General features: G+C 71.7%; 23 protein-coding genes and 2 tRNA genes. 4 read left to right on the forward strand and 21 right to left on the reverse strand.

Going from position 1 to position 24774, the window contains the following annotated elements; all coding sequences use genetic code 11:
* From PV721_RS23775 to PV721_RS23835, 13 genes are all read right to left on the reverse strand, one after another.
* On the reverse strand, nucleotides 1-351 hold a 351-nt coding region (locus tag PV721_RS23775; RefSeq protein WP_319727582.1), incomplete at its 3' end, for a biotin carboxylase N-terminal domain-containing protein.
* 107 nt (nucleotides 352-458) lie between these two features.
* Nucleotides 459-683, reverse strand: coding sequence for an acyl-CoA carboxylase subunit epsilon (locus PV721_RS23780; RefSeq protein ID WP_319727583.1), 225 nt, complete (start codon nucleotides 681-683; stop codon nucleotides 459-461).
* Nucleotides 684-828: 145 nt separating this feature from the next.
* A complete protein-coding gene (locus PV721_RS23785) occupies nucleotides 829-1461 on the reverse strand; it encodes a 4'-phosphopantetheinyl transferase family protein (protein ID WP_319727584.1) in 633 nt (210 codons plus the stop codon).
* A 61-nt stretch (nucleotides 1462-1522) separates the two neighbouring features.
* Complete coding sequence (locus PV721_RS23790; protein ID WP_319727585.1) at nucleotides 1523-2785, reverse strand: ketosynthase chain-length factor; 1263 nt, start codon at nucleotides 2783-2785, stop codon at nucleotides 1523-1525.
* Nucleotides 2782-4050: a beta-ketoacyl-[acyl-carrier-protein] synthase family protein gene (locus PV721_RS23795; RefSeq protein ID WP_319727586.1), complete on the reverse strand. Its 1269-nt coding sequence runs from the start codon at nucleotides 4048-4050 to the stop codon at nucleotides 2782-2784. The genes PV721_RS23790 and PV721_RS23795 overlap by 4 nt, the downstream gene beginning before the upstream one ends.
* 145 nt (nucleotides 4051-4195) lie before the next feature.
* Entirely contained in the window at nucleotides 4196-4936 is a 741-nt protein-coding gene (gene fabG / locus PV721_RS23800) for a 3-oxoacyl-ACP reductase FabG (protein ID WP_319727589.1), read from the reverse strand.
* Nucleotides 4937-5121: 185 nt separating this feature from the next.
* A complete protein-coding gene (locus PV721_RS23805) occupies nucleotides 5122-6753 on the reverse strand; it encodes an MFS transporter (RefSeq protein WP_319727591.1) in 1632 nt (543 codons plus the stop codon).
* Between the two features lie 141 nt (nucleotides 6754-6894).
* The gene (locus PV721_RS23810; protein ID WP_319727592.1) at nucleotides 6895-8169 is read right to left on the reverse strand and encodes a beta-ketoacyl-[acyl-carrier-protein] synthase family protein; all 1275 of its coding nucleotides are present in this window, start codon (nucleotides 8167-8169) and stop codon (nucleotides 6895-6897) included.
* Nucleotides 8162-8914 carry a hypothetical protein gene (locus tag PV721_RS23815; RefSeq protein ID WP_319727593.1) on the reverse strand — a complete coding sequence of 251 codons (753 nt, stop codon included), beginning with the start codon at nucleotides 8912-8914 and terminating at the stop codon, nucleotides 8162-8164. The genes PV721_RS23810 and PV721_RS23815 overlap by 8 nt, the downstream gene beginning before the upstream one ends.
* The gene (locus tag PV721_RS23820) at nucleotides 8911-9864 is read right to left on the reverse strand and encodes a ketoacyl-ACP synthase III family protein (protein WP_319727594.1); all 954 of its coding nucleotides are present in this window, start codon (nucleotides 9862-9864) and stop codon (nucleotides 8911-8913) included. The genes PV721_RS23815 and PV721_RS23820 overlap by 4 nt, the downstream gene beginning before the upstream one ends.
* A gap of 116 nt (nucleotides 9865-9980) precedes the next feature.
* Complete coding sequence (locus tag PV721_RS23825) at nucleotides 9981-11069, reverse strand: beta-ketoacyl synthase N-terminal-like domain-containing protein (protein ID WP_319727595.1); 1089 nt, start codon at nucleotides 11067-11069, stop codon at nucleotides 9981-9983.
* Nucleotides 11066-11314, reverse strand: a complete 249-nt coding sequence (locus PV721_RS23830; RefSeq protein WP_319727597.1) for an acyl carrier protein — start codon at nucleotides 11312-11314, stop codon at nucleotides 11066-11068. Before PV721_RS23830 ends, PV721_RS23825 begins: the two co-directional genes overlap by 4 nt.
* A gap of 212 nt (nucleotides 11315-11526) precedes the next feature.
* A complete protein-coding gene (locus PV721_RS23835; RefSeq protein WP_319727598.1) occupies nucleotides 11527-12405 on the reverse strand; it encodes a response regulator transcription factor in 879 nt (292 codons plus the stop codon).
* Between the two features lie 269 nt (nucleotides 12406-12674).
* On the opposite strand from PV721_RS23835, the gene PV721_RS23840 reads away from it, so the two are divergent.
* A complete protein-coding gene (locus PV721_RS23840; protein ID WP_319727599.1) occupies nucleotides 12675-13568 on the forward strand; it encodes a hypothetical protein in 894 nt (297 codons plus the stop codon).
* Nucleotides 13565-14065, forward strand: a complete 501-nt coding sequence (gene soxR, locus PV721_RS23845) for a redox-sensitive transcriptional activator SoxR (protein ID WP_319727601.1) — start codon at nucleotides 13565-13567, stop codon at nucleotides 14063-14065. The genes PV721_RS23840 and soxR overlap by 4 nt, the downstream gene beginning before the upstream one ends.
* A 3-nt stretch (nucleotides 14066-14068) precedes the next feature.
* Here soxR and PV721_RS23850 read toward each other — a convergent pair whose 3' ends face one another.
* Together PV721_RS23850 and PV721_RS23855 are read right to left on the reverse strand one after the other, a co-directional pair.
* Nucleotides 14069-14662, reverse strand: a complete 594-nt coding sequence (locus PV721_RS23850; protein ID WP_319727602.1) for an NAD(P)H-dependent oxidoreductase — start codon at nucleotides 14660-14662, stop codon at nucleotides 14069-14071.
* 201 nt (nucleotides 14663-14863) lie between these two features.
* Nucleotides 14864-14936: transfer RNA gene (locus PV721_RS23855), tRNA-Ala, on the reverse strand.
* Nucleotides 14937-15098: 162 nt separating this feature from the next.
* Between PV721_RS23855 and PV721_RS23860 the strand changes: the two genes are divergently transcribed.
* Nucleotides 15099-15647, forward strand: a complete 549-nt coding sequence (locus tag PV721_RS23860; protein ID WP_030707692.1) for a helix-turn-helix domain-containing protein — start codon at nucleotides 15099-15101, stop codon at nucleotides 15645-15647.
* Between the two features lie 43 nt (nucleotides 15648-15690).
* Nucleotides 15691-16986 (forward strand): serine/threonine-protein kinase, encoded by a 1296-nt coding sequence (locus PV721_RS23865; protein ID WP_319727604.1) that lies wholly within the window; start codon nucleotides 15691-15693, stop codon nucleotides 16984-16986.
* Here PV721_RS23865 and PV721_RS23870 read toward each other — a convergent pair.
* From PV721_RS23870 to gyrB, 6 genes are all read right to left on the reverse strand, one after another.
* Entirely contained in the window at nucleotides 16973-18298 is a 1326-nt protein-coding gene (locus tag PV721_RS23870) for a hypothetical protein (protein WP_319727605.1), read from the reverse strand. The genes PV721_RS23865 and PV721_RS23870 overlap by 14 nt on opposite strands.
* A gap of 122 nt (nucleotides 18299-18420) precedes the next feature.
* Entirely contained in the window at nucleotides 18421-18555 is a 135-nt protein-coding gene (locus tag PV721_RS23875; RefSeq protein ID WP_208809277.1) for a DLW-39 family protein, read from the reverse strand.
* Nucleotides 18556-18699: 144 nt separating this feature from the next.
* Nucleotides 18700-18773: transfer RNA gene (locus PV721_RS23880), tRNA-Ile, on the reverse strand.
* 117 nt (nucleotides 18774-18890) lie between these two features.
* A complete protein-coding gene (locus PV721_RS23885; RefSeq protein WP_319727607.1) occupies nucleotides 18891-19553 on the reverse strand; it encodes a DUF3566 domain-containing protein in 663 nt (220 codons plus the stop codon).
* A 3-nt stretch (nucleotides 19554-19556) separates the two neighbouring features.
* Nucleotides 19557-22163 (reverse strand): DNA gyrase subunit A, encoded by a 2607-nt coding sequence (gyrA, locus tag PV721_RS23890; protein ID WP_319727608.1) that lies wholly within the window; start codon nucleotides 22161-22163, stop codon nucleotides 19557-19559.
* A 40-nt stretch (nucleotides 22164-22203) separates the two neighbouring features.
* Nucleotides 22204-24273: a DNA topoisomerase (ATP-hydrolyzing) subunit B gene (gyrB, locus tag PV721_RS23895; protein ID WP_319727609.1), complete on the reverse strand. Its 2070-nt coding sequence runs from the start codon at nucleotides 24271-24273 to the stop codon at nucleotides 22204-22206.
* Nucleotides 24274-24774 lie beyond the last annotated feature (501 nt).

A 24774-nucleotide genomic window follows, 5' to 3' on the forward strand; every position in this document is an offset into this window, starting at 1 on the left:
GGCGACCTTGTCGCCGAGGTCGCGGATGGCCTGCGGCGGCGGACCGATCCAAGTCAGGCCGGCGTCGATCACGGCCTGGGCGAAGTCGGCGTTCTCGGAGAGGAACCCGTAGCCCGGGTGGACCGCGTCCGCGCCCGACTCCTCGGCGGCCCGGAGCACCTTGGCCATGTCCAGATAGCTGGTGGCCGGGGTGTCACCGCCCAGCGCGAACGCCTCGTCGGCCATGCGGACGTGCAGGGCGTCCCGGTCCGGATCGGCGTAGACGGCTACGCTCCCGATCCCGGCGTCCCGGCAGGCACGGGCGACCCGGACAGCGATTTCGCCACGGTTGGCGATGAGCACCTTGCGCACGACGGCTCCCTTTCAGCGGGTGTTTGCTGTGACGGTCTCGGCCCCTTGCTCCGCGCCGGGGACGGACGGGGGGTCCCCCACCGCTCCGACGGGTCCGTGGCGCCCGCTCAGCGCGGTCGCTGCCAGCTGCGCGGCCCGCCGAAGCCGCGGGTCCGCTCCAGCCGTGCCCAGCGCGCCCCGCCGTCGCCGGGTCCGGGACCGCGCGACGCGTCCGGGTCCGCGGTGGCCGCCTGGCTGCGGGTGAGGAGGACGGTGACGAGGGCGGCTGCCTCGTCCTCGTCGAGGCTGCCGCGTTCGATGCGGATCAGGTGCGGGAGGATGCCGGCGTTCATCAGTTGCTCCTTCGGTCGATGACGGACACGGGTACGCCCTTCGCGGTCGGGCGGCGTACGGACCGGGGACGGCCGCGTACGGACCGGGGACGGCCGGTGGTGCCCCGGGGCCGTGGGGCACGGGCGCGGATACGGCCCCGCCCGGTCAGGTCGCGGCCGGGACGGCCGCCGCCGTCGGGGTGGCGAGGGCCACCGCGGCGGCGTGCCCCGGTGCGCACGGCACGTCCAGCACCACCCAGCCGGCGGGGCCGAGGGGCTTCCCCGGCCCGCCGTCGCCCAGGTAGTCGGCGTCCAGGGCCCGTCGCAGACCGGTGCCCAGGCCCTTGAGGTACGCCTCCTTGCGCGCCCAGATCCGGGCGAAGCACTCCGCCCGGTCGGCGGGCGGCCGGGCCCGGAGTTCCGTCCGTTCGGCCGGGTGCAGACGGCGACCGCACAGTTCCGCCGTCGTCACTCCGGGCACGCGCTGGACGTCCACGCCGACCGGGCGGCCGGCGAGCCCCACCAGGGCCAGGTCCCCGCTGTGCGAGAGGGAGAAGTGCACAGCGGACTGCCCGGCCACCACCGGCCGCCCGCCCGCCTCGCGGCGCAGCGGCACGTCCTGGGGAAGGACGCCGAGGCGCTCCCCCAGGAGGTGCCGCAGGGCCGCGTGCGCGGCGACGTACAGCGCGGCCTGCGCCGGGCGGCGGAACGCGGCGGCGCGCCGGCGCTCCGTCGCGTCCAGGCCGGCGAGTTCCGCCGCACCGGGCGGCTCGCCGGTCCGGACCAGCCACAGCTCCACGTCTCCCCGCACGGGACGTGGCAGCCGCACCGCGCGCGGCGGCGTACTGCCGGTTTCGTCGTCAGTCCGCACGAGTGACGACGAGGGCGGAGTTGAACCCGCCGTAGCCGCGCGCCAGGACGAGCACGGTGCGCAGCGCCGTCTCCCGGGGCCGACCGGTGACGAGGTCCAGGCCGAGGGCGGGGTCCGCCTCCGCGTGGACGGTCGGGGGGATCACCTGGTCCCGGAGGGACAGCAGGGCCGTGGCCACGTCGAGCGGCCCCGCACCGGAGTTGAGCCGGCCGGTCATGGTCTTGGGCGCCGTGACGGGCACCCCTCGCACGCCGAAGAGGTCGCGCAGGGCGGCCGCCTCCGTCGCGTCGAGCTCGGGGACGGCGGCGGCGTCGGCGAAGACGACGTCGACGTCCCCCGGGGCGAGGCCGGCGTCGGCCAGGGCGAGGTCGATCGCGCGGCGCAGCCCCGGCTCGCGGCCGCTGCCGGGCCGAGGGTCGAAGGTGGTGCCGTAACCGGCGATCCGCCCGTAGGGGCGGGCGCCGCGGGCCGCCGCGCTCGCGGCGTCCTCCACGATGAGGAGCGCCCCGCCCTCGCCGACGACGTGCCCGGCGGCGGCGGGGTGGAACGGCCGGTAGGCGGTGGCCGGGTCGTCGTCGGTGCTGAGCCGGCCGCTGGTGAGCAGGGCGGCCCAGCCCCACGGGCAGATCGAGGAGTCGACGCCGCCGGAGACGACGAGGGGCGTTCCGTTCCGGATCAGCCGGCGGGCCTGGGCGAGGACGTCGAGGCCGCCCGCCTGGTCGCCGACGAGGACGCCGCTGGGGCCGCGCATGCCGTGCCGGATGGAGATCTGGCCGGTGTTGACGGCGTAGAACCAGGCGAAGGACTGGTAGGCGCTGACGTACTTGCTGCCGCGGCTCCACAGGGCCCGCAGCTCGTTCTGGCCGAAGGCGAAGCCGCCCGCCGAGCTGGCCGTGACGACGCCCATGCCGAAGGAGTCCGTCCCGGCCGGGTCCACCTCGGCGTCGGCGAGCGCCCAGTCGGCCGCGACCAGTGCCATCCGGGTCATGTGGTCCGTCTGCGGAAGCAGCCGGCTGGGCAGGTGCTCGGCGGCGTCGAAGTCACTCACCTCGCCGGCGAGGCGGGCCGGATAGGAGGCGGGGTCGAACCGCTCGACGGGTCCGATGCCGCTCTGCCCGGCGAGGGTGGCCGCCCAGAAGGCTTCGGTGCCGAGGCCGTTGGGGGCGACGACGCCGAGGCCCGTCACCACGGCGGTCGTGTGCGCCGCCGTCGGCGTCCCCGCGGCGGCGGGCGTCGTCGTGGCGGTGGTCATCGCGGGCTCCTCTCCGGGCGGCTGAGCACGATGGCGCTCTGGAAGCCGCCGAAGCCGCTGCCGACGCTGAGCACGCTGTCGAGCCGCCGTTCCCGGGCGGTCAGGGGGACGTAGTCGAGGTCGCACTCGGGGTCGGGGGTGTGCAGGTTGGCCGTCGGCGGCACGACGCCGTACTCCATGGCCAGTGCGCACGCCGCGATCTCGATGGAGCCGATGGCGCCGAGCGAGTGCCCGACCATCGACTTGATGGAGCTGACCGGGGTGCGGCGGGCGTGCTCGCCCAGGCTGAGCTTGAACGCCGCCGTCTCGTGCCGGTCGTTCTGCTTGGTGCCGGAGCCGTGGGCGTTGACGTAGTCGATGGCCTCGGGGTCGAGGCGGGCCTCGTCGAGGGCGATCCGGATGGCCTCCGCCATCTCGCGCCCGTCCGGCCGCAGTCCGGTCATGTGGAAGGCGTTGCAGCGGGAGCCGAACCCGGCGATCTCCGCGTAGATGTGGGCGCCGCGGCGCCGGGCGGCCTCCAGTTCCTCCAGGACGAAGACGGCGGAGCCTTCGCCGAGGACGAAGCCGTTGCGGGTCCCGTCGAAGGGCCGGGAGGCGTGCGCGGGGTCGTCGTGCCGGGGCGTGGTGGCCTTGATCGCGTCGAAGCAGGCCATGGTGATGGGCGAGATCGGCGCGTCGGTGGCGCCGGCGATCATCACGTCGGCACTGCCCTCGCGGATCAGCTCGGTGGCGTGGCCGACGGCGTCGAGGCCGGAGGTGCACCCGGTGGACACCACGGTGGTGGGACCTTCGGCGCCGGTGGCCCAGGCGACCTCGACGGCGAACGAACTGGGCACCAGGTGGTTGTACAGGTGGGGCACCGCGTAGGCGTGGTCCACGAGCTCCAGGCGCCCGTCGTCGCTGACGACCCGGTACTCCTGGTCCAGGCCCATGGTGGCGCCGACGGCGCTGCCGAGGCAGACGCCGGTCCGGTGCGGGTCGCCGCCGGCCATGTCCAGTCCGCTGTCGGCCAGCGCCTCCCGGGCGGCGACCACCGCGAACTGCGCGGCGCGGTCCATGCGGCGGATCTCCTGGGGCCGCAGGCCGTGTTCCTCGGGATCGAAGTCGATCTCCGCCGCCACTCGCGAACGGAACGGCGAGGGGTCGAAGAAGGTGATGCCGCGAGTGGCGGTACGGCCCTCGCTGAGCAGGCTCCAGAAGTTCTTGGCACCGATGCCGCCGGGAGCGAGGACGCCGATGCCGGTGATGACGACGCGCCGCTTCACCGGGTCCTCCCGTCTGCGGCCGGCGTGGCCGTCGGGGCGGGTACGGGTGCCGTTGCCGGGCCCGGGTGCGTCGAGGGGCGGGGTGTGGTGTGCATGATCGGGGTCTCCTAGGGGAAGCGCGGGCGCGGGCCGGGGGCACGCCGGCTCAGATCGAGAGTCCTCCGTCGACCGTGAGAACGGTGCCGGTGACGTATTCCGCCGTCAGGAGGTACGCGACGGCGTCGGCGACCTCCTCGGCGCGGCCGAAGCGGTTCAGGGCGACGCCTTTGCGCGCCTTCTCCCGGAGCGTTCCGGAAAGCCCGGAGACCATGTCGGTCTCGATGAATCCGGGGGCCACCGCATTCGCGCGGATCCCGTACCGGCCGACCTCTTTGGAAAGGGCCTTGGTGAATCCGATGATGCCGGCCTTGGTGGCGGAATAGTTGGTCTGCGTCGCATTCCCGTACAGACCTGCGACGGAGGAGAGGTTCACGACGCAGCCGGACTTCCGCTTCATCATGCCGAAGACGGCCGCCCGGGTGACGTGGAAGGTGCCGGTCAGATTGACGTCGACGACGTCCCGCCAGTCCCCGTCCTCCATCATGACGAGCGGGGTGTCGCGGACGATACCGGCCGAGTTGACGACCACGTCGATCGGCCCGAGTTCCTGCTCGGTCCGCTGCACCCAGGCCCGTACCTGCGCGGCATCGGTGACGTCGACCTGGCTGGCCACGACCCGGGGGCCCAGCTCGGCGGCCTCCTTCTCCAGGCTCCGCGCGGCCTCGGACGGGTTCTGGTGACAGAAGGCCACCTGGTGGCCGTCGCGGGCGAGCCGCAGCACCACGGCGCGTCCGATGCCCCGCGATCCGCCGCTGACGAGTGCGGTCCTCCGGTTTTCCTGAGCCATGTGGCTACTCCCTGAAACGGTTTCCGAAAGCAGAACAGGCTGCCACGCGTTCAGCAGCCTGTGATATCTCGGGGGCGGTCGCGATCTCGTTTCCCTCGGCCTCGGCGGACACACACCACCGGAGCCTGGTGAAATCATTCTTCGGAATGCCGGTTAAGTTCAATGTGCTGCCGGCTAAGTTTGCGCTAAATGCTTTCGGCCGCTGTGGCCGTCCCGGGGGCGGAGCCCGCCGGGTCCGCGCCGTCGCCGGGCACGGGGACCCTGGGCCGCAGCAGCCATGCCACGGCGCAGCCGATGGCGGCCAGGGCGCAGGCGCCGAGCACCAGGCCGTGCAGCCCGTCCACCGCGGCCTCGCGGAAGGCCGTGAGGGCGGTGTCGGGAAGTCGCCGCAGCGCCTCGGGGTCGAGGTGCTGACTGGACGCGGCGAGGGCCCGGGCCTCCTCCGCTCCGAGCCGCTCCGTCAGGGTGTCCTCGGACACGGCGGTGTAGACGGAGCCCAGCAGCGCGACGCCCAGCGAACCGCCGAGGGCCCGGAAGAGGTTGAGCAGACCGCTGGCGACGCCGATGTCGCGCTCCTCGGCGCTGCCGAAGGTGATGACGAGCGTGATCTGGAGCACCAGGCCGATGCCGAAGCCGGCCACCACGCAGACGGAGGCGGCGAGGGCGGCTCCCGTACCGGTGTCCAGGAGGGTGAGCAGGGCGAGTCCGCCGGTGGCCGTGGCGGTGCCGGCGAGCGCCGGCAGGCGGATCCGTCCGCTGCTCAGGACGAGCCGTGCGGCGAGGAGCTGAGCGGTGATCATGCCCCCCATGAACGGAAGCAGCAGGAGGCCGCTGATCGTGGGGGACACGCCCTGCACGGTCTGCAGGTAGAGGGGCAGGTGGACCATGACCGCGAGCTGGCCGGCGCCCAGCAGCAGACCGAGGACCTGCGCGAGGTTGAAGTCCCCGGAGCGGAACAGCCGGGGCGGCAGGATCGGTTCGACCGCACGGCGCTCGACCCGGACGAGCACCGCCAGGGCCGCGGCCGCGACGACGGCCAGGGTGACGATCTGCCAGGAGCCCCAGGCGTACCGGGTACCGGCCCAGCCGGCGAGCAGGGTCACGGCGACGACCGCGACCGTGAGCAGGGCCGCGCCAACGAGGTCGATGCGCGCCTTGGCCCCCCGCGCGACGGCGGGGACTCCGAGGGCGGTGGCGGCGAGCGCGACGGCGCCGACGGGCACGTTGATGTAGAACGCCCAGCGCCAGTCTGCGTGTTCGGTGAGCACGCCACCGAGCAGCGGTCCCCCGACGAGCGCCAGGGGGATGACCGAGCCGATCACGGACTGCACCTTGATCCGGCCGGCGGGATCGCGCACCAGATCGCCGACGAGGCCGAAGGCACCGACGAACAGACCGCCGGCGCCGAGCCCCTGGAGGGTGCGGAAGCCCACGAGCTGCGTCATGTTCTGGGCGAGCCCGGCCGCCATCGAGCCGACGAGGAAGATGACGATCGCGGCCATGAAGGTGCGGCGACGCCCGTAGAGGTCGCCGAACTTGCCCCAGAGCGGGGTGGTGACCGCAGTGGCGAGGCCGTAGGCCGTGACGACCCACGGGAGGAGGCTGAGCCCCCCGAGCTCGCCGACCATGGTGGGCAGCGCGGTGCCGACGATCACCTGGTCCAGGACGGCGAGCGTGATGCCGAGCACCAGCGCGAGCACCCCGAACCCGACCCGGCTGCCCTCCTCGGGTGCACCGGGCGGCGCCGGGGGCGCTTGCGCGGGCTCCCCCGGCGGCGGCGCGGCGTCGAACTCCGACGTCCGGGAGTCCTCTGACATGACCCTGTCCTCGCTTTCCGCGATGGCGTCCTTGTTCCGTACGGGTACGGAGGCCCGGGTACGGAAACGGGCACGGAGCCTCGTACGCCGTCCCCGCTCCCCGCTCCCGCTCCCCGCTCTTCCCCGGCGGCTCCGGGCGGTCTACTGCGGCCCGTCCTCCGCGTCCGGGTGGTCGGGGTAGCGGCCGAGCACGACGATCGCGTTGTTGCCCGCGAACGCCAGACCGTTGTTCTGCACCACCCGCAGCCGCGCCGGGACCGACTCGTTCGGGACGCAGTCGATCTCGCACTCGGGGTCCGTCTCCCGGTGGTTGATCGTCGGCGGGATGAAGCCCTCGGTGAGCGCCACCGAGCAGGCCACCGCCGCCAGCGCGCTGGCCGCGCCCATCGTGTGGCCGAGCATCGACTTGAGAGAGACGGTGCGGGGCGGGGCGCTGTCGTACACGTCCCGGATGGCCCGCGACTCGGTCACGTCGTTCGTCCGGGTGCCGGTGCCGTGCGCGGAGATCAGGTCGACGTCCTGCGGGGCCACGCCCGCGTCGTCGAGCGCCAGCTGCATGCAGCGGGCGATGCTCGACTGGTTGGGCTGCACCGGGTGGTGGGCGTCGCAGGTCAGCCCGTACCCGAGCACTTCGGCGTGGATGCGCGCGCCGCGCGCCAGCGCCGACTCCAGGCGCTCCAGTACGAGGACACCGGCGCCCTCACCGGTGAGGATGCCCTGCCGGTCCTTGTCGAAGGGCCGGCAGAAGTCGGGGGCGATGGTGCCCAGCCGGTAGAAGGCCGAGAAGGACTTCTGGCACATGGCGTCCGCGCCGCCGCACAGGGCGATGTCCGCGTCGCCGACCCTGATGGCGTCCAGGCCCATGCCGATCGCGTAGTTGCCGGCCGAGCAGGCGGTGGCCAGGGTGACGGCCTCGCTGTCGGTGAGGCCGAACTCCGAGGCCACGGCGGCCGAGAGACGGCCGGCACCCACGCGCCGGGCGGTCTGCGGGTTCCACGTCTCCGGCCCTGCGGCGACCCAGTCGGCGGCCAGCCGGTCCAGGTCCTGCGATTCGCCGTCCGTGGTGCCGACGGCGACCTGGACCCGCCGGGCGCGCAGCTCCTCGTCGGACAGCCCCGCGTCGGCGACCGCCATCCGCGCCGCGGCCACCGAGAACTGGGCCGTCCGGCCCAGCTCCTCCTTCTGCCACCGGCGCAGCCACGGCGCGGGGTCGAAGTCCCGTATCTCGCAGCCGTTGGCGTGGTCGAAGCCGGTGGTGTCGAAGGCGGTGATCGGCGAGACCCCGTTGCGCCCGGACCGCAGTCCCTCGGTGAACTCCTCCACGCCCACGCCGATGCTGGAGAACACGCCCAGGCCGGTCACCACCACGCGGTCGTTCGGGGACCACTGCCCGCCTGCCGCCCTCACGTCATCCATGTCGAGCTCCCTCTTCCTCGGTGCCGCCCGCAGGCGGTTCGCATGCGTCCGGGTCGCGCAGTACTGCAAGGTGGCCGGTGCCGGTGGCCGGGTCGACCGCGCACAGCGCGACGGTCGCGTACCGGCCCCGCCACGCTTGCGCCTCCTGCGCCAGCAGCCGCCACACGGCGGTGCACGAGCTGTCCGTCGGTGCCGTGCGGACGTCGGTGCGCTCGGCCGGGGCGGCTCCCGGGTCCGTCCCGGGTCCGAGGACCAGCAGCAACCGGCCCCGCTCGGGCACGAGCTCCGCCCACGCCCCGGCGAGCCGGGCCACGGGCACCGCGGCGGTCTCGGCCAGGCCGAAGCCGGCGCCCGCGTCGAGACGGAGCAGGACACCGGACGCGGCGGTCGCCCCGGCCGTGCCCCCGCTCTCCACGACGGCCACCAGGGGCGCGGAGCAGCGGCCGGTCCGGGCGTACGCGCCGGCCACCCGGAGTGCGGTGAACGGTCCCCCGACGCCCTGGTCGGTGAGCGCGAAGCCGTGCGCGGCGCCACCGGTGCGGTGGTTGAGGTAGGAGGCCGTGGTCTTGTACCCCTGGGGGTCGGGCACCGCGTAGACCAGCGCCACCAGGTCCGGGGCCGGTCCGTCCGGGTCCTGCGGTACGCGGGCGAGCAGCCGGTCCACGAGCTCCGTGTGCTGCGGCGGGGGTGCGTCCGGGGCCGGGGTCTCGACGTGCTCCACGGCGGTGTGCAGGCGCAGGTTCACCGGGCCACCGCCCCGTGCTCGGTCCCGGGGACGACGACCATCGCGGAGAAGGTCATCCCCACGCCGATGGCGACGAGCATGACCGGCCGGTCCGGTTCCAGCCGCTTTTCCTCGCGAAGGGTCGTGTAGTTGGCCAGCACGTCGGCGGCCAGACAGTGGCTGTACCGCGGGATGTTGTCGAGGAAGAAGCGCGCCCGCAGCTCCTCGTCCGGGACGGCATCCTGCCAGAACACCAGGTTGGGGCTGGGCGGGACGAACCACTGGACGTCGTCGAGCGTGCAGCCGGCGCTCCGGACGGCCTCCTCCATCACCTCCGCGAGCACCCGGGGCCGCGCCTCGGCGGCGGCCCGGAAGGTCTCGGGGGTGGAGAGGACGCCGTCGGAGAACTGGCCGAGGGTGCGCGTGGCGAAGGAACGGACGGGGACCCCGGGCCCGTCGTTCGCCACGAGCGCGGCGGCGGTGCCGTCCGCGACGATGCAGGTGTTCATGATGAGCTGGGCCTCCTGGGTCCGCGGCTTGTCGCCGACGACGACGAGTGCGCGTGCGGACGGGTCCTGCTCGGCCTGGAGCAGCGTGCCCGCGATGTCCACCGCGGACATCGACACGGCGCAGTTCTGCTGGGTGACCGCGAAGGCGTTGGCGTGCTCGAGACCGAGCCGGCGGGCGACCGCCGTGAGGGTGTCGGGCGACAGCTGGTCGGCGCCGTGCAGGGCATGGGCGAAGACCAGGTGGCGCACGGCGGCCGGCGAGGTGCCGGCGAGGGCCCGCTCGGCCGCGAGCACCAGCTGCTCGACGAGACCGAGGGACGGTTCGTACCGCATGCGGTCCAGTCCGAAGTGGCGGCGGAACATGTGCGTCTGCTCGGCACTCAGGCCGAGTTCGGCCGCCCGGTCCTCGACCGTGACCGTGCGTGGGGGGAAATAGGACTCGACCGCTTCCAAGGTGATCAACGTGCAGACCTCTCTCGTTCCCGCGTCGACCGGAAAACGTCCTGGGGGTGTCTTGTCGATCGGTTCGGGACCAGCCCGCGCGATCGGCGAGACACCCCCGGGGGACCGGTGGCTTCTCAGTGGTGCCGCAGCAGTGCGGCCGCGACGGTGCCCGCCTCGTCGGTGGTGGTGACGAGGGAGAGACGGCCGGCGGACCGCTCGTCGGTCTCGGCACGGCTCAGTACGGCGGCCAGCTGGAACGCGGCGGAGGCCGCGTGGCCCTCGCCGACGAGAGGGGCGACCGGCACCTCGGTGCCGCCCGCCGCGGCCAGTTCCTCCGCGACGGCCTGCTCCGCGTCGCCGCCCGGGCCGGCGGCGCCCGAGGCGCTCACCGCCCAGACGTCGGACGGCTTGGCGTCCGCGTCGCGCAGCACCTGCTCGACGCAGCGCCGTACGACCGCGGACCAGTCCCCGTCGCTGCACGTCATGGCCTTGACGCCGACGAGCGAGGCCGGCGCGGGCGGGGCGTCCGCCGGAGCGGTGGCGAGCGCGAACATCGCGCAGCCCTCGCCGAGGAGCGGTGCGCCGGCGGCGGGGTCGGCGGTGTGCCGGGCCAGCCACGCGCGGGCGGTCGAGTACTCCTCGGCGGCGCCGCAGAGCACCACCCCGGCCCGGCCGGTGAGCAGCAGCCGTCGTGCGTAGCTGAAGGCCAGCACTGCGGCGGAACGCCCGGCGGCCAGTGTGGCGTTGGGACCCTTCAGCTCGTGCCAGATGGCGACCTGCCCGGCGGCCCCGTTCATCACGCTGTACGGGATGAGGCCCGGTTCCACGTGGAAGGGGCGTTCTCCGGAGAGGGAGCCGCGCGTCAGGTCCAGGGTGCTCTGCACGCTGCCGCCGGTGGTGCCGAGCACCATTCCGGTGGTCTCGGGGGTGAGCGCCGTCCGGTCCATGTCGGCGAGCAGGTCGCCGACCGTGCCGACGGCCAGTCCGGTCACCCGGTTCATCATCCGGGTGCCCTTCTTGCCGAGCACCGCGCGGACCTCGAAGTCGGGGACGAGACAGGCGCGCCCGGGCGGAACCTGCCACTGCTCGTGGTCGAGCGCCGCCGCGGTGGCGCGGCCCTCGCGCAACCCCTCGGCGAATGCGGCCCGCCCGATGCCGAACGGCGAGGTGGCCGACCAGCCGATGATGTCCAGGCGGGGACGCCTTTTCTCGGAGCCGGTCATCGATTGGATTCCGAAACGACCTCGTACACGCCGGCCAGATTCACCATCCGCGCCATGTGGGCCTGCTCCAGTGTGACTTTCAGGTTAAGTTCGAGTGAGGAGAGGATTTCAATCAGGCGCATCGAGTCGGCGTCATGTTCCTCCACGAAGAGGCTCGTCTCGGTGATTTCATCCTCCTCCAGCTCGAGGATGTCACAGACGATCGTCTTGATCTGCTGCCTGTCGTCTGCCGTGATCGCAGCCATCTGCCGCCTCCGCTTATCCGTCGGCCCGTGCACGGAATCAATTCACGGGACATTACGCAGTAGCTTCTTCGGCGGCCGCGCAAAGAACAAGCAGCTCTTTTCTAGGTTTTCACTAGGTTCCGGCGAGCGGCCCCTGAACGCGGACGGGCGGGGGTGGCGCCTCGTCGCGGCGCCACCCCCGCCCTCCTGTTCGAACCCGGCTCAGGCCCGGCTCAGCACTGGCCCACCGCGCTGCGGCCCTCGACGGCCAGCCCGCCCTCCGGCGCACCGACGCGGGCCGGCCGCGTCACGCTCAACCGGAATCCGATGCCGCGGACCGTCTCGACCAGCGACGCGATGCCCAGCTTGCGCCGGAGCCCGACCATGTGCACACCGAGGGTCCTGGTGTCGCCCGCCCCGTCGTGACCCCAGACCTCCCGCATGATGTCCTCCCGGGTGAAGACCCGCCCCGGGGCGGATGCGAGGAGCGCCAGGATGTCGAACTCCTTGCGGGTGAGAGCAACTTCGCGCCCGTACACCGTGACGACCCGGCTGCGCAGGCCGATCCGCACCGGGCCCAGTTCGCTGATCTGCTCGCTCGGCGCGGCCACGCCCTTCCACGGCTGCCATGTGTCGCCGACGCGCCGGACCACCGCTTCCAGCCGGACCACGAGCTCCCGGATGGCGCACGGCCGGACGACGAAATCGTCGACGCCGAGCTTGAAGCACAGCACCCGGTCGAATTCGTCATCGCGCACATCGGTCACGATGAGTGGCACCGAGGACGCGGAACGTATCGCCCGGCACACCTCAAAGCCTTCCGTCCCGGATAAACTGAGGTCGAAGAGGACGGCGTCGACGTCCTGGGACCGGGCGAGCACCGCACCGAGCCCGTCCGCCTCCTCCACCCGGTGGCCACCACTCTTCAGATCCCTGGCCACCTCGACGGAGAATTCTCTGTCGCTCGTCACCACCAATATCAGCATGTAGGCCCACTCTCGTCCAGATTCCTGCACTTGGAATGCACCGGAAACGGCATGACCCATCGCCATGCCACAGGAAAAGGGGTGAGCACGGAAAAACTTCCTCGGTTTTCCGCACAGAGCGCGCATATGCGGATTTTAATAGATGCGCCACACAAGCCCCCGTTCGCTAGCACAATCGGAGTGTAGGGGAGTGCCCAATCAGCCATCAAGGCGACTCGTGTGAGCTGCATCACTTCGCAACCTGAATCGGAATATTACACACCGTTGCCTTGAGCACGTATTCATGAAAGGCGCGTCACAATATCGGACGGGGGACGTACAACCGTCCGGTCTTAGTGAAAGCTTAGAACTTCGCGCATTGTCCGGGCCCGAGCGGGCTGCCTACGGTCGGGGCCATGGACACGCATCACGCGGAACGGACAGCGGCGGTACGGCTCTGCGGCGGAGCAGGGTGCGCGGCCCGCGAGCCGCGCCCCGCCCTCGGAAGGAGCCGGCTGTGCCACGTCTGCGCGCAGCGCCTCGCCGCCGACCTGGAGCGGCTCCCCGGCCTGTACCGCTCCTGCGAGTCGGTGCTCGAGAACAGCCGGCCCGGTGGGGTGACGGCCGGCGGCCGCGGCACCGGCGGTCCGGTGCCCGGCATCCGCCTCAACACCCGGGCCGCCGAGGTGCGGGCTTCGATCCTCTCGGTGCTCGGATCGTGGGGCGGCCTGGTGGCGCACGAGCGCCGGCTCGCGACCCCGTCCCGCACGGTCACGGCGCTCGCCGGCTTCCTGCGCCTGCACGTCACCTGGCTGGCCTCGCACGAGACGGCCGCCGACGCGAGCGGTGAGCTGAACCGGCTGGTCCACGCCGCCCGCCGGCTCATCGAGCCGGAGTCGGTCCGCCGGCTGGAGATCGGCGCGTGCGCCGAACCCGACTGCGCCGGCAGCCTGGTCGCGCGGGTCCACACCGGCGACGGCGCCGCCCTTTCGGACATCGTGTGCACCGCGGCCCCCGCGCACCGCTGGCCCGCGGCGGAGTGGACGCGCCTCGGCCGCCGGCTCGGCGCCGGGAGCCGGCCGGACGCACCGGGCGGCACGGAGGGCACGGGCCGCGCGGGAGGCGCCCGGCGCGCCTCGGAGTGGCTCAGCCCCGCCGAGGTGGCCCACCTGCGGGGCGTCCCCTCCGGGACGGTGTACCGGCTCGCCAGCGAGAACCAGTGGCGCCGGGACAAGCGCGCGGGCCGCACGTACTACTGGGCCCAGGACGTGGAACGGACGTTCCACGCCGCCGGACGGACGCCCCGGTGACGCGCACGGCCGGCTCGCCGCCGACCGGTTCCGCTCCGAAGCCCGCCCCCCTCACCATCGGCGAACTCGCCGCGCGCAGCGGTGTTCCGGCCTCCACGCTCCGCTTCTACGAGCGCCGCGGCCTCATCGCCAGCGAGCGGACCCTGGGCAACCAGCGCCGCTACCCGCGGGACGTACTGCGCCGGGTCACCTTCATCCGGATGTCGCAGCAGCTGGGCATCCCGCTGTCGGAGGTGCAGGCCGTGCTGGGACTCCTCCCGGGGGGCCGGACGCCCACGGCGGAGGACTGGGCGCGGATCTCGCGGTGCTGGCGGAAGGAGCTCGACGCCCGGCTCGGGCGCCTGGAGGAGCTGCGGGACCGGCTGGAGGAGTGCACCGGCTGCGGCTGCATGTCGTTCAGCGGCTGCCTCCTGGCCAATCCCGACGGAGCCACGGGCGGGAAGGGCGGTGGCGCGGGCCCCGGGGGCGGGGACCCGCGCCGGCTCACCCGTTCCTGACCGTCACGCCGCGTACGGGCTGGTGGCGCGCGCCTCGCGGAGCGCCACCGCCCACCAGCGTAGGCGCTCGATCATCAGCTTGGCCGCGCTGCCGCACGCCTCCGCGTCGGTCGGCGTGCCCTCCGCGTCGAACTGCGACCAGGCGTTGTGGAAGCTGACGGTGTCCCGGATGGTGACGGAGTGGACCTCCGCGAAGACGGGGCGGAGTTGCTCGACGGCGCGCAGACCGCCGGACAGCCCGCCGTACGAGACGAAGCCGACGGGCTTGGCGTGCCATTCGGCGTTGTACCAGTCGATGAGGTTCTTCACCGAGGCCGGGAAGCTGTGGTTGTACTCGGGGGTGACGACGACGAAGGCGTCGGCCGCCGCGAGCCGCCCGCGCACCGCCTCCGCGGTCACGGCGGTCTCGCCCGCCGGCTGGGCGCCGAACCCCGGGAGGACCATGGGCAGGTCCACCTCGGCGAGGTCGATCGTGTCCACCTCCACGTCGGTGTGCCCGTTCAGCTGCTCGACGAACCAGCGCGAGACGACCGGCCCGAACCGTCCCTCCCGGACACTGGCGATGACGACGGCGATGCGCAGGTGCTTCTCGGGCACGGCTCTTCCCCCATGAGGTCGGCGGATCCGACGACTGTTCGACTGGTCAGCACGCTAGGAGTTGAACCGCGGTTCAGGTCAACCGTCCCCGGCCGGGATCGGGGGGGATCTCCGGGTCCCGGTGGGCGGACGCGCCCGGCAGCGGGCACGAAAAATGCCCTCCGAGCCTGCGTTTCCGCAGGTCAGAGGGCATTCAATGGGTGGAGCCTAGGAGATTCGAACTCCTGACATCTGCCTTGCAAAGGCAGCGCTCTACCAACTGAGCTAAGGCCCCATGGAACTGGACGCACCCGTCCCACGCGCGACAGGGGGTCGTTCCGCAGAACAGAGTACCGGGTGTACCCCCTCATCTCGCAAAATGATAGGGACTCCCGTCGTGCGACCACTCTCCGTAAGATGCTCGCGAGGTTCGCACCAGCGAAGGGGAGTAGTAAGAGTGGACGCAGTACAGCAAGAGGCCACGGCCAGAGCCAGAGAGCTTCAGCGCAGTTGGTACGGGGAGCCGCTGGGAGCGCTCTTTCGCCGGCTCATAGATGACCTCGGTTTGAACCAGGCCCGCCTCGCTGCCGTCCTCGGTCTGTCGGCGCCCATGCTGTCCCAGCTGATGAGCGGCCAGCGCGCCAAGATCGGGAACCCGGCCGTGGTGCAGCGCGTCCAGGCCCTCCAGGATCTCGCCGGCCAGGTGGCCGACGGAAGCGTCAGCGCCGGGGAGGCCACCGACCGGATGGACGAGATCAAGAAGACCCAGGGAGGATCCGTCCTGAGCAACAGCGGCCAGACCACCATCAGCTCGGGCGCGCCCACGGTCAAGCGGGTCGTCCGCGAGATCCAGTCGCTGCTGCGCTCGGTCTCCGCGGCCGGCGACATCATCGACGCGGCGAACACCCTCGCCCCCAGCCACCCGGAACTGGCAGAGTTCCTCCGGGTGTACGGCGCGGGCCGCACCGCGGACGCGGTCGCCCACTACGAGGCCCACCAGAACTGACGGCACGAGGGCGGACGACGGGTGACGGGGGACGGGCACAGCGATGGGTGAGATCTTCGCCGGTCGGTACGAGCTGATCGATCCGATCGGGCGCGGTGGCGCGGGTGCCGTGTGGCGGGCCTGGGACCACCGCCGTCGCCGCTACGTCGCCGCGAAGGTCCTCCTGCAGAGCGACGCCCACACCCTGCTGCGCTTCGTGCGGGAACAGGCCCTGCGGATCGACCACCCGCACGTGCTCGCTCCCGCCAGCTGGGCGGCCGACGACGACAAGGTCCTCTTCACCATGGACCTGGTGGGCGGCGGCTCCCTCGGCCACGTGATCGGGGACTACGGCCCCCTGCCGCCCCGCTTCGTGTGCCTGCTGCTCGACCAGCTCCTGTCGGGGCTGGCCGCGGTGCACGCGGAAGGCGTGGTCCACCGCGACATCAAACCGGCCAACATCCTGATGGAGGCCACCGGAACCGGGCGGCCGCACCTGCGGCTGTCCGACTTCGGCATCTCCATGCGCAAGGGCGAGCCCCGGCTGACCGAGACCGACTACGTGGTCGGCACCCCCGGCTACTTCGCCCCCGAGCAGCTGCTGGGCGCCGAACCCGACTTCCCCGCCGACCTCTTCGCCGTCGGACTGGTCGCCCTGTACCTCCTCCAGGGCGCCAAGCCCGATTCCCAGGGCCTCGTCGAGCACTTCCTGGCCCACGGCACCCCGGGCGCTCCGCAGGGCGTTCCCGCCCCGCTCTGGGACGTCCTCGCCGGCCTCCTGCAGCCGGACCCCCAGAGCCGGTTCCGAACGGCCACAGGGGCGCGCAAGGCCCTTGCCGAGGCCGTGGAACTGCTGCCGCCGTCCGCGCCGGACGAGGGTCCGCCGGAGGTGTTCGACCAACTCGGCCCGCTCCCGCCCGGTTTCGGCCCGCAGGGCCCCCTCGCCACGGCGGCGGTGACCCCGCACGCGCCCACCGCCGGCGTGGTGCCGCCCGGCGCGTCCGCCTCCGTGACGCAGGCCGCGGAGCCCGCCCCTGCCGATCCGCGCGGTACGGCGACGACGGCAGGAGCCCCCTCGACGGCCGCGACCGCCCCGGCCCTGCCCACGGCCCCGTACCCGGCCGTACCGGCCCAGGTGGCCGCCTACGGGCCCTCGCAGACGGGCAGCTTCCACCTGCCGCCGCCTGCCCCGGCGGGCGCGCCCTCACCGGCGACCGTGCCGTCGCCGACGGCCTCCGCCGCCCCGCCGGTCCGGGCGGCCGGCGGCATCGCCCCGCCTCCGGCGAAGGCGGTGGCCTCGCTCCTCGCCGCGGCGCTGCTCTGCTTCGCCGTCGGCGTCTGGGCCCTCACGCAGATGTAGGACCGCGCCCCCGCCGCCCGAGCAGGGTCCAGCCGCCCAGCACGAGCAGCAGCACCGTCCCGGTGCCGAAGCCGGCCCCGGCCACGACCCGCATCACGGAGCGCTTGTCGGCGGCCTCCGCGGCCTCCGGGGCGGTCAGCCCCTCCTCGGCGGCGGTCCGGTCCTGCTCGCCGACCCCGAAGCCGCCCGCGGCCGGACTCCCCTTGTACGCGGGCGCCTTGGTCGGGGTGCCGTCGACGTCCAGCCGCAGGGTCAGCGGCACCGGGACCGCGTCCTCGGTGAAGTCGGCGACCTTCGAGCCCATCGTCACCGCGATGTAGTACCAGCCCGCGACCGCCACGGACTGCACGGCCTGGTCGCTGGCGAAGCGGTTCTCGTAGACGACGGGAGCGGTCTTGCCCAGGATGATCCCGGCCTGCTTGCCGTCGTAGGAGACGTCCTTGTCGGAGATCAGGCCCCGGTACGGGCTGTAGAGCGCGACGGTGAGCCCGCCCGAGGCGGAGCCGTACGTCTTGGTCATCCGGGCGGCGGCGAGTTCGGCGCCGATCCCCAGCTGCTGTCCCCAGTCCAGCGGGACCCGGTAGTAGCGGGTCTGGCCGGGCCGCATCTCGTCGCGCCACACGCCGGCGCCCAGGGCGCGGGCGTCGTTGAAGCCGGTGCCCCCGGTGCGGGCCACCGCCTCGGTCCCCGGCAGGGCGGGGGTCCCCGAGGGCCAGCTGCTGGGCGCGGTGGTGGGAGCGCCCGGGCCGCGCCCCGGTTCCCGCTGGACCTTGATCTCCAGCGGCCAGGGGCTCTGGTCGTAGCCCTTGGCCGACGTGCGGGTGACCTTGGCGTAGTACACGCCGGCGGGCGCGCACTCCTCGTCCTCGGCGCCCCACCGGACGCCGGCCGCGCCGATGGGGTAGGGGTCGTAGCCGAAGTTCGCCCGGCCGGCGCTGTCCCGGCAGGAGCTCCCGGCGGTGGTCATGATCTCCACCTCGATGCCGTCGCCGCCGGAGACCTTCGCGCCCGGTGCGGGCCGGACCACGGCGGAGACGTAGACGTTCGACTCGTCCTTGTCCAGGACGAGCCGGTACACGCGGTCCCCGGGGCCGAGGGTGTCCTTGTAGACGTTCCCGGGCTCGATCTGCGGGGCGTCCGCGGTGGAGGGCTTGCCCTCGATCGCCTTCGCGCCGTCCGCGGCCCGGTACGTCGGGACCGGCTGCGGCTGCGTCCCCTCCGCGCGGGCGGCCGCCGGCAGGGCGGCCGTCAGGCCCAGGGCCGCCGCCCCCACCACGGCTCCCAGCCGCACCGTCGTCCGTACCCGATCCATCACGCCCACCCCGAGTTTGCTAGCGCAAGCCAAATCTTTGCATAACGTAAGTTTTCGTCACAGAACAGCACAAAGCCCCGGCCGCAGCGGCAGCCGGGGCTTCATGGGATCAGCCTTGGGTCTCACACACCGGAACCAGAAGGCACGGAGTCAGTTGCCTCCGTCCACAGGTCCTGCTCGGCGCGGTCCGCCTGGATCTGGCGGTACACGAGGAGCCCGCCGATGGCGGCCAGTGCGACCAGGAGCAGCTTCTTCACCGCGCGACCTCGTCTTTCGTTGACGTAGGGGACTTCTGGCAGCCAACAATACACACCGACCGATACCGATCGGTGACCTGCCGACCCACCAACTGGCCTTACGACGAAGACCCCCAGGCCTTGGCCTGGGGGTCTTCGACACTGTGGGGCTAACAGGATTTGAACCTGTGGCCTCATCCTTATCAGGGATGCGCTCTAACCAACTGAGCTATAGCCCCATCCGCGCTGCGCGCTGACTCCTGAAGATTAGCGCACAGACCCGGTCAGGCCAAAATCCGTTCCGACCGGGCGTCTGCGCAGGTCATCCGACCCCTTGCAGGCCCATCCGCGAAGGCCTACTCGTCCTCGGCGAGCGTCAGCTCCACACCGCCGACGAAGCCCGCCGACAGGTTGTAGATGAAAGCGCCCAGCGTGGCCAGTGCCGTCGCCAGCACCACGTCGATCACCGCGATCACCGACGTGAAGGTCAGCACGCGCGGCAGCGACAGGAACGACTGGAGGTCGAAGCCGTTGCTCTCGTTCGAGCCGGTCGCCTCGCTGATCGTGCCGCCGACGGTCGAGAAGACGCCCATCGCGTCCATGACCATCCACAGCACCGCCGCCGCCACGATCGTGCAGATGCCCAGCGCGATCGACAGCAGGAAGCTGACCTTCATCACCGACCACGGGTCGGCCTTGGCCACCCGCAGCCGCGCCTTGCGCGTCCTGGGCGCCGTACGGATCCCCGGACGCGGCTTGCGCTGTGCGGCGGGGCCCCCGTTCGCCCGCGGCGTGCCGGCGCCCGGGGGCGCCGCGTAGGCCTGCGGCGGCTGGTACGGCGGCGGTGCGGGCCGGTCCTGGCCGGCTTCCGCGCCGGCCGTCGGCTGCGGCCCTCGGGTGTCCGTCACGGCGATCCCCCTGCCCTCGGAGGTGGCGTCGCCACCTTGGGAGTCCGCGGCGGGGCCACGGGCACCGTTCGCCCCAGTCTTGGCCGGTCCGGCGCCCGTGGCTCCACTCACGACTTACTCCTCGTGCTCCCCGGCCGAAGGCTGCGTGCCCTCGGCGGCCTCGGCGGCCGGTCCGTCGGCCACCTCGGTTTCGTTCTCGTCGGCCTCGACCTCGTCAGCTTCCTGACCGGCCTCGGCGTTGCGGGCGATGCCGACCACGGCATCGCGCTTGCCCAGGTTGATCAGCTGGACGCCCATGGTGTCACGGCCGGTCTCCCTGACTTCGTTGACGCGCGTACGAATCACACCACCGCTGAGCGTGATGGCGAGAATCTCGTCCGTTTCATCCACCACGAGCGCCCCGACGAGCGACCCGCGGTCCTCCACGATCTTCGCGGCCTTGATGCCCAGACCACCACGACCCTGGACGCGGTACTCGTCCACCGGCGTCCGCTTGGCGTAGCCGCCGTCGGTCGCGGTGAAGACGAACGTACCCGGCCTCACCACGCTCATGGAGAGCAGTTCGTCACCTTCGCGGAAACTCATGCCCTTCACGCCCGAAGTGGCGCGGCCCATCGGGCGCAGCGCGTCGTCGGTCGCCGTGAAGCGGATCGACTGCGCCTTCTTGCTGATCAGCAGCAGGTCGTCCTCGGCGGACACCAGCTCGGCGCCGATCAGCTCGTCGTCGCTGCCGTCCTCCGTCTCCCGGAGGTTGATCGCGATCACACCACCCGAACGGGGCGAGTCGTAGTCCTTGAGCGCCGTCTTCTTCACGAGGCCGCCCTTGGTGGCCAGGATCAGGTAGGGCGCCGCCTCGTAGTCGCGGATGGCGAGGATCTGCGCGATCTTCTCGTCCGGCTGGAAGGCCAGCAGGTTCGCCACGTGCTGCCCGCGGGCGTCGCGGCCGGCGTCCGGGAGCTCGTACGCCTTGGACCGGTAGACCCGGCCCTTGTTCGTGAAGAACAGCAGCCAGTGGTGCGTGGTGGAGACGAAGAAGTGGTCGACCAGGTCGTCCTGCTTCAGCTTCGTGCCGCGCACGCCCTTGCCGCCGCGCTTCTGCGAGCGGTAGTCCTCGGTCTTGGTGCGCTTGACGTAGCCGCCGTGCGTGATCGTGACGACGATGTCCTCTTCGGCGATCAGGTCCTCGATGGACATGTCACCGTCGAAGGGCACCAGCTTGGAACGCCGGTCGTCGCCGAACTTCTCGACGATGGCCGCCAGTTCCTCGCTCACGATGGAGCGCTGACGCTCCTCCGAGGCCAGGATCGCGTTGTACTCGTTGATCTTGGCCTGGAGCTCGTCGTGCTCGGCGACGATCTTCTGGCGCTCCAGCGCCGCGAGGCGGCGCAGCTGCATCTCCAGGATCGCGTTCGCCTGGATCTCGTCGATCTCCAGGAGGCCCATCAGGCCCTCGCGCGCGATCTCGACCGTGTTGCTGCGCCGGATCAGCGCGATGACCTCGTCGATCGCGTCCAGCGCCTTGAGCAGACCGCGCAGGATGTGGGCGCGCTCCTCCGCCTTGCGCAGGCGGAAGCGGGTGCGCCGGACGATGACCTCGATCTGGTGCGTCACCCAGTGGCGGATGAAGGCGTCGATCGACAGCGTGCGCGGCACGCCGTCCACCAGCGCCAGCATGTTCGCGCCGAAGTTCGTCTGCAGATCGGTGTGCTTGTAGAGGTTGTTCAGCACGACCTTGGCGACGGCGTCCCGCTTGAGCACGATCACCAGGCGCTGGCCGGTCCGCGACGAGGTCTCGTCACGGACGTCGGCGATGCCGCCGACCTTGCCGTCCTTCACCAGGTCCGCGATCTTCTGCGCGAGGTTGTCGGGGTTGGTCTGGTACGGGAGCTCCGTGACCACCAGGCACTGGCGGTTCTGGATCTCCTCGACCTCCACCACCGCGCGCATCGTGATGGAGCCGCGACCGGTCCGGTACGCCTCCTCGATGCCCTTGCGGCCCACGACCAGGGCGCCCGACGGGAAGTCGGGGCCCTTGATCCGCTCGATGAGCGCGTCCTGGAGCTCCTCGTGCGTGGCCTGCGGGTGCTCCAGCGCCCACTGCGCACCGGCCGCGACCTCGCGCAGGTTGTGCGGCGGGATGTTGGTCGCCATGCCGACCGCGATGCCGGCGCTGCCGTTGACCAGCAGGTTCGGGAAGCGCGCCGGAAGGACCGTCGGCTCCTGGTTGCGGCCGTCGTAGTTGTCCTGGAAGTCGACGGTCTCCTCGTCGATGTCCCGGAGCATCTCCATGGCCTGCGGCATCAGCTTGCACTCGGTGTAGCGCATCGCCGCCGCCGGGTCGTTGCCCGGGGAGCCGAAGTTGCCGTTGCTGTCCACCAGCGGCATGCGCATCGACCACGGCTGGGCCAGGCGGACCAGGGCGTCGTAGATCGAGCTGTCACCGTGCGGGTGGTAGGTGCCCATGACGTCGCCGACGACGCGGGCGCACTTGTAGAAGCCCTTCTCGGGCCGGTAGCCGCCGTCGTACATCGCGTACAGCACGCGGCGGTGCACCGGCTTGAGGCCGTCGCGCACGTCCGGCAGGGCGCGCGAGACGATGACGGACATCGCGTAGTCGAGGTAGGAGCGCTGCATCTCCGTCTCGAGCCCGACGGGCTCGATGCGCATCACGGGCTGCTCCTCCGCGGAGTTCTCTGCGGTAGGGGTGGTTTCGTCGGCCATTGCTGGTCAGAAGTCCTTTCAGGCGGCCATCAGAGCCGACTCAGATGTCGAGGAAGCGGACGTCCTTGGCGTTGCGCTGGATGAAGGAGCGCCGCGCCTCGACGTCCTCGCCCATCAGCACCGAGAACAGGTCGTCGGCCTGCGCCGCGTCGTCCAGCGTGACCTGGCCGAGGACGCGGTGGTCCACGTCCATGGTGGTGACGCGCAGCTCCTCGGCGTTCATCTCGCCCAGACCCTTGAAGCGCTGGATCGAGTCTTCCTTGATCCGCTTGCCGTTCTGCTTGCCGAGCTCCACCAGCGCGTCGCGCTCGCGGTCCGAGTACGCGTACTCGAAGTCGTCCCGGCCCCACTTGATCTTGTAGAGCGGCGGGCGGGACAGGTACACGTGACCGGCCTCGACCAGCGGCCGCATGAAGCGGAAGAGGAAGGTCAGCAGCAGGGTGTTGATGTGCTGCCCGTCGACGTCGGCGTCCGCCATCAGGATGATCTTGTGATAGCGGAGCTTCTCGATGTCGAAGTCCTCGTGCACGCCGGTGCCGAAGGCACTGATCAGCGCCTGGACCTCGGTGTTCTGGAGGATCTTGTCGATACGGGCCTTCTCGACGTTCAGGATCTTGCCGCGGATCGGCAGGATGGCCTGGTACATCGGGTTGCGGCCGGACTTCGCGGAGCCGCCGGCCGAGTCGCCCTCGACGATGAAGATCTCGCACTTGGTCGGGTCGTTCGACTGGCAGTCGGACAGCTTGCCCGGCAGCGAGGCGCTCTCCAGCAGACCCTTGCGACGGGTGAGGTCACGGGCCTTGCGGGCCGCGACGCGCGCCGTGGCCGCCTGGATCGACTTGCGGATGATGTCCGCGGCCTCGACCGGGTTGCGGTCGAACCAGTCGTTCAGGTGCTCGTGGACGACCTTCTGCACGAAGGTCTTGGCCTCCGTGTTGCCCAGCTTGGTCTTCGTCTGGCCCTCGAACTGGGGCTCGCCGAGCTTGACCGAGATGATCGCGGTCAGACCCTCGCGGACGTCCTCGCCGGCGAGGTTGTCGTCCTTCTCGCGCAGGAGCTTCTTCTCGCGCGCGTAGCGGTTGACGAGACCCGTCAGCGCCGCACGGAAGCCCTCCTCGTGCGTACCGCCCTCGTGCGTGTGGATCGTGTTCGCGAAGGAGTAGACGCCCTCCGTGTACTGCGAGTTCCACTGCATCGCGATCTCGACCGAGAGCATCCGCTCCTTGTCCTCGGCCTCGACGTCGATGACGGTCGGGTGGATGAGCTCGCCCTTGCGCGAGTTGAGGTACTTCACGAAGTCGACGATGCCGCCCTCGTAGTAGTACTTCACCGTGCGCGCCGCGGGCTCGGCGACGTCCGCGTCCGGGTCGTCGGCGCCCACCGTGGCCTTCGCCGACTCGCGCTCGTCCGTCAGCGAAAGGGTGAGGCCCTTGTTGAGGAAGGCCATCTCCTGGAAGCGCCGCGACAGCGTCTCGAAGGAGTACTCGGTCGTCTCGAAGATGTCACCGTCGGCCCAGAAGGTGACCGAGGTACCGGTCTGGTCGGTCTCCTCGTTCTTCGCCAGGGCGGCGGTCGGGGCACCGAGCTTGTAGTCCTGGGTCCAGCGGTAGCCGTCACGCCGGACCTCGACCGCGACCCGCGTCGACAGCGCGTTCACGACGGAGACGCCGACGCCGTGCAGACCGCCGGAGACGGCGTAGCCGCCGCCGCCGAACTTGCCGCCGGCGTGCAGGACGGTCAGGACGACCTCGACGGCCGGCTTGCCCTCGGACGGGACGATGTCGACCGGGATGCCGCGGCCGTTGTCGACGACCTTGACCCCCCCGTCGGCCAGGATCGTCACGTCGATGGTGTCCGCGTGGCCGGCCAGGGCCTCGTCGACGGAGTTGTCGACGACCTCGTAGACGAGGTGGTGCAGACCACGCTCGCCGGTGGATCCGATGTACATACCGGGCCGCTTGCGGACCGCGTCCAGGCCCTCCAGGACCTGGATGTTGCTGCCGGTATACGAAGACCCACCTGCCTCGGCGGCCTCGCCGTCGGCGGTGGACTCGTTCTTGTCGTTGGGGTTGCCGGAATCGGCCACGAAGCGCCCTTTCTGGCACAGCACAGGCCGAACTCCGGGCCAGCAGGCATGCAAGCAGGAGCGGCTGCGTCGATCTGCGTTGTCAGCGTTTGTCAGCGGGATCCCGCAAGCGGGCGGGATTTGCTTCAGTCTACCGGTACCACCGACATGAATGGGGGTTTGCCGGTACCTGAGTCCGCATGTGCCGCCCTGAACCTCCTCTCTCCGACTCCCCACATCCGGGAAGGGGCTCAAAGAGGCTCACACGGGCATCCAGCGCTTCGGCCTGTCAACCTCCGGCTACCGTGAGGGACGCCACCCGGAACAGCCCCGCCGGGGTGCAAGAAGCCCCGCCGCCGTTCGAGGCGCGGGGTGCGGAACGGAGCCGGTTCTTCAGCCCGGCCGGCGTTCGAGGCACGGGGTCCGGGGCGGCCCCGGGACCCGCGCAGCGGACCGTTCGTGTCCGCGGACAGCCGGCGGGGACGCGGCCTAGCCGTAGGTGTCCCCCGGCCCCGTGCTCCCCGGCGCCCGCCACGGCCCGTACCC

This window comes from Streptomyces sp. MB09-01, from assembly GCF_033794505.1.
Taxonomy (GTDB): Bacteria; Actinomycetota; Actinomycetes; order Streptomycetales; family Streptomycetaceae; genus Streptomyces.

Bases quoted from the DNA above. Each gene is read 5' to 3' on its own strand.
- PV721_RS23780 (WP_319727583.1), bottom strand. From the start codon at position 683: ATGAACGCCGGCATCCTCCCGCACCTGATCCGCATCGAACGCGGCAGC.
- PV721_RS23790 (WP_319727585.1), bottom strand. From the start codon at position 2,785: ATGACCACCGCCACGACGACGCCCGCCGCCGCGGGGACGCCGACGGCG.
- fabG (WP_319727589.1), bottom strand. From the start codon at position 4,936: ATGGCTCAGGAAAACCGGAGGACCGCACTCGTCAGCGGCGGATCGCGG.
- PV721_RS23805 (WP_319727591.1), bottom strand. From the start codon at position 6,753: ATGTCAGAGGACTCCCGGACGTCGGAGTTCGACGCCGCGCCGCCGCCG.
- PV721_RS23810 (WP_319727592.1), bottom strand. From the start codon at position 8,169: ATGGATGACGTGAGGGCGGCAGGCGGGCAGTGGTCCCCGAACGACCGC.
- PV721_RS23825 (WP_319727595.1), bottom strand. From the start codon at position 11,069: ATGACCGGCTCCGAGAAAAGGCGTCCCCGCCTGGACATCATCGGCTGG.
- PV721_RS23830 (WP_319727597.1), bottom strand. From the start codon at position 11,314: ATGGCTGCGATCACGGCAGACGACAGGCAGCAGATCAAGACGATCGTC.
- PV721_RS23835 (WP_319727598.1), bottom strand. From the start codon at position 12,405: ATGCGCGCTCTGTGCGGAAAACCGAGGAAGTTTTTCCGTGCTCACCCC.
- PV721_RS23840 (WP_319727599.1), top strand. From the start codon at position 12,675: ATGGACACGCATCACGCGGAACGGACAGCGGCGGTACGGCTCTGCGGC.
- PV721_RS23865 (WP_319727604.1), top strand. From the start codon at position 15,691: ATGGGTGAGATCTTCGCCGGTCGGTACGAGCTGATCGATCCGATCGGG.
- PV721_RS23870 (WP_319727605.1), bottom strand. From the start codon at position 18,298: ATGGATCGGGTACGGACGACGGTGCGGCTGGGAGCCGTGGTGGGGGCG.
- gyrA (WP_319727608.1), bottom strand. From the start codon at position 22,163: ATGGCCGACGAAACCACCCCTACCGCAGAGAACTCCGCGGAGGAGCAG.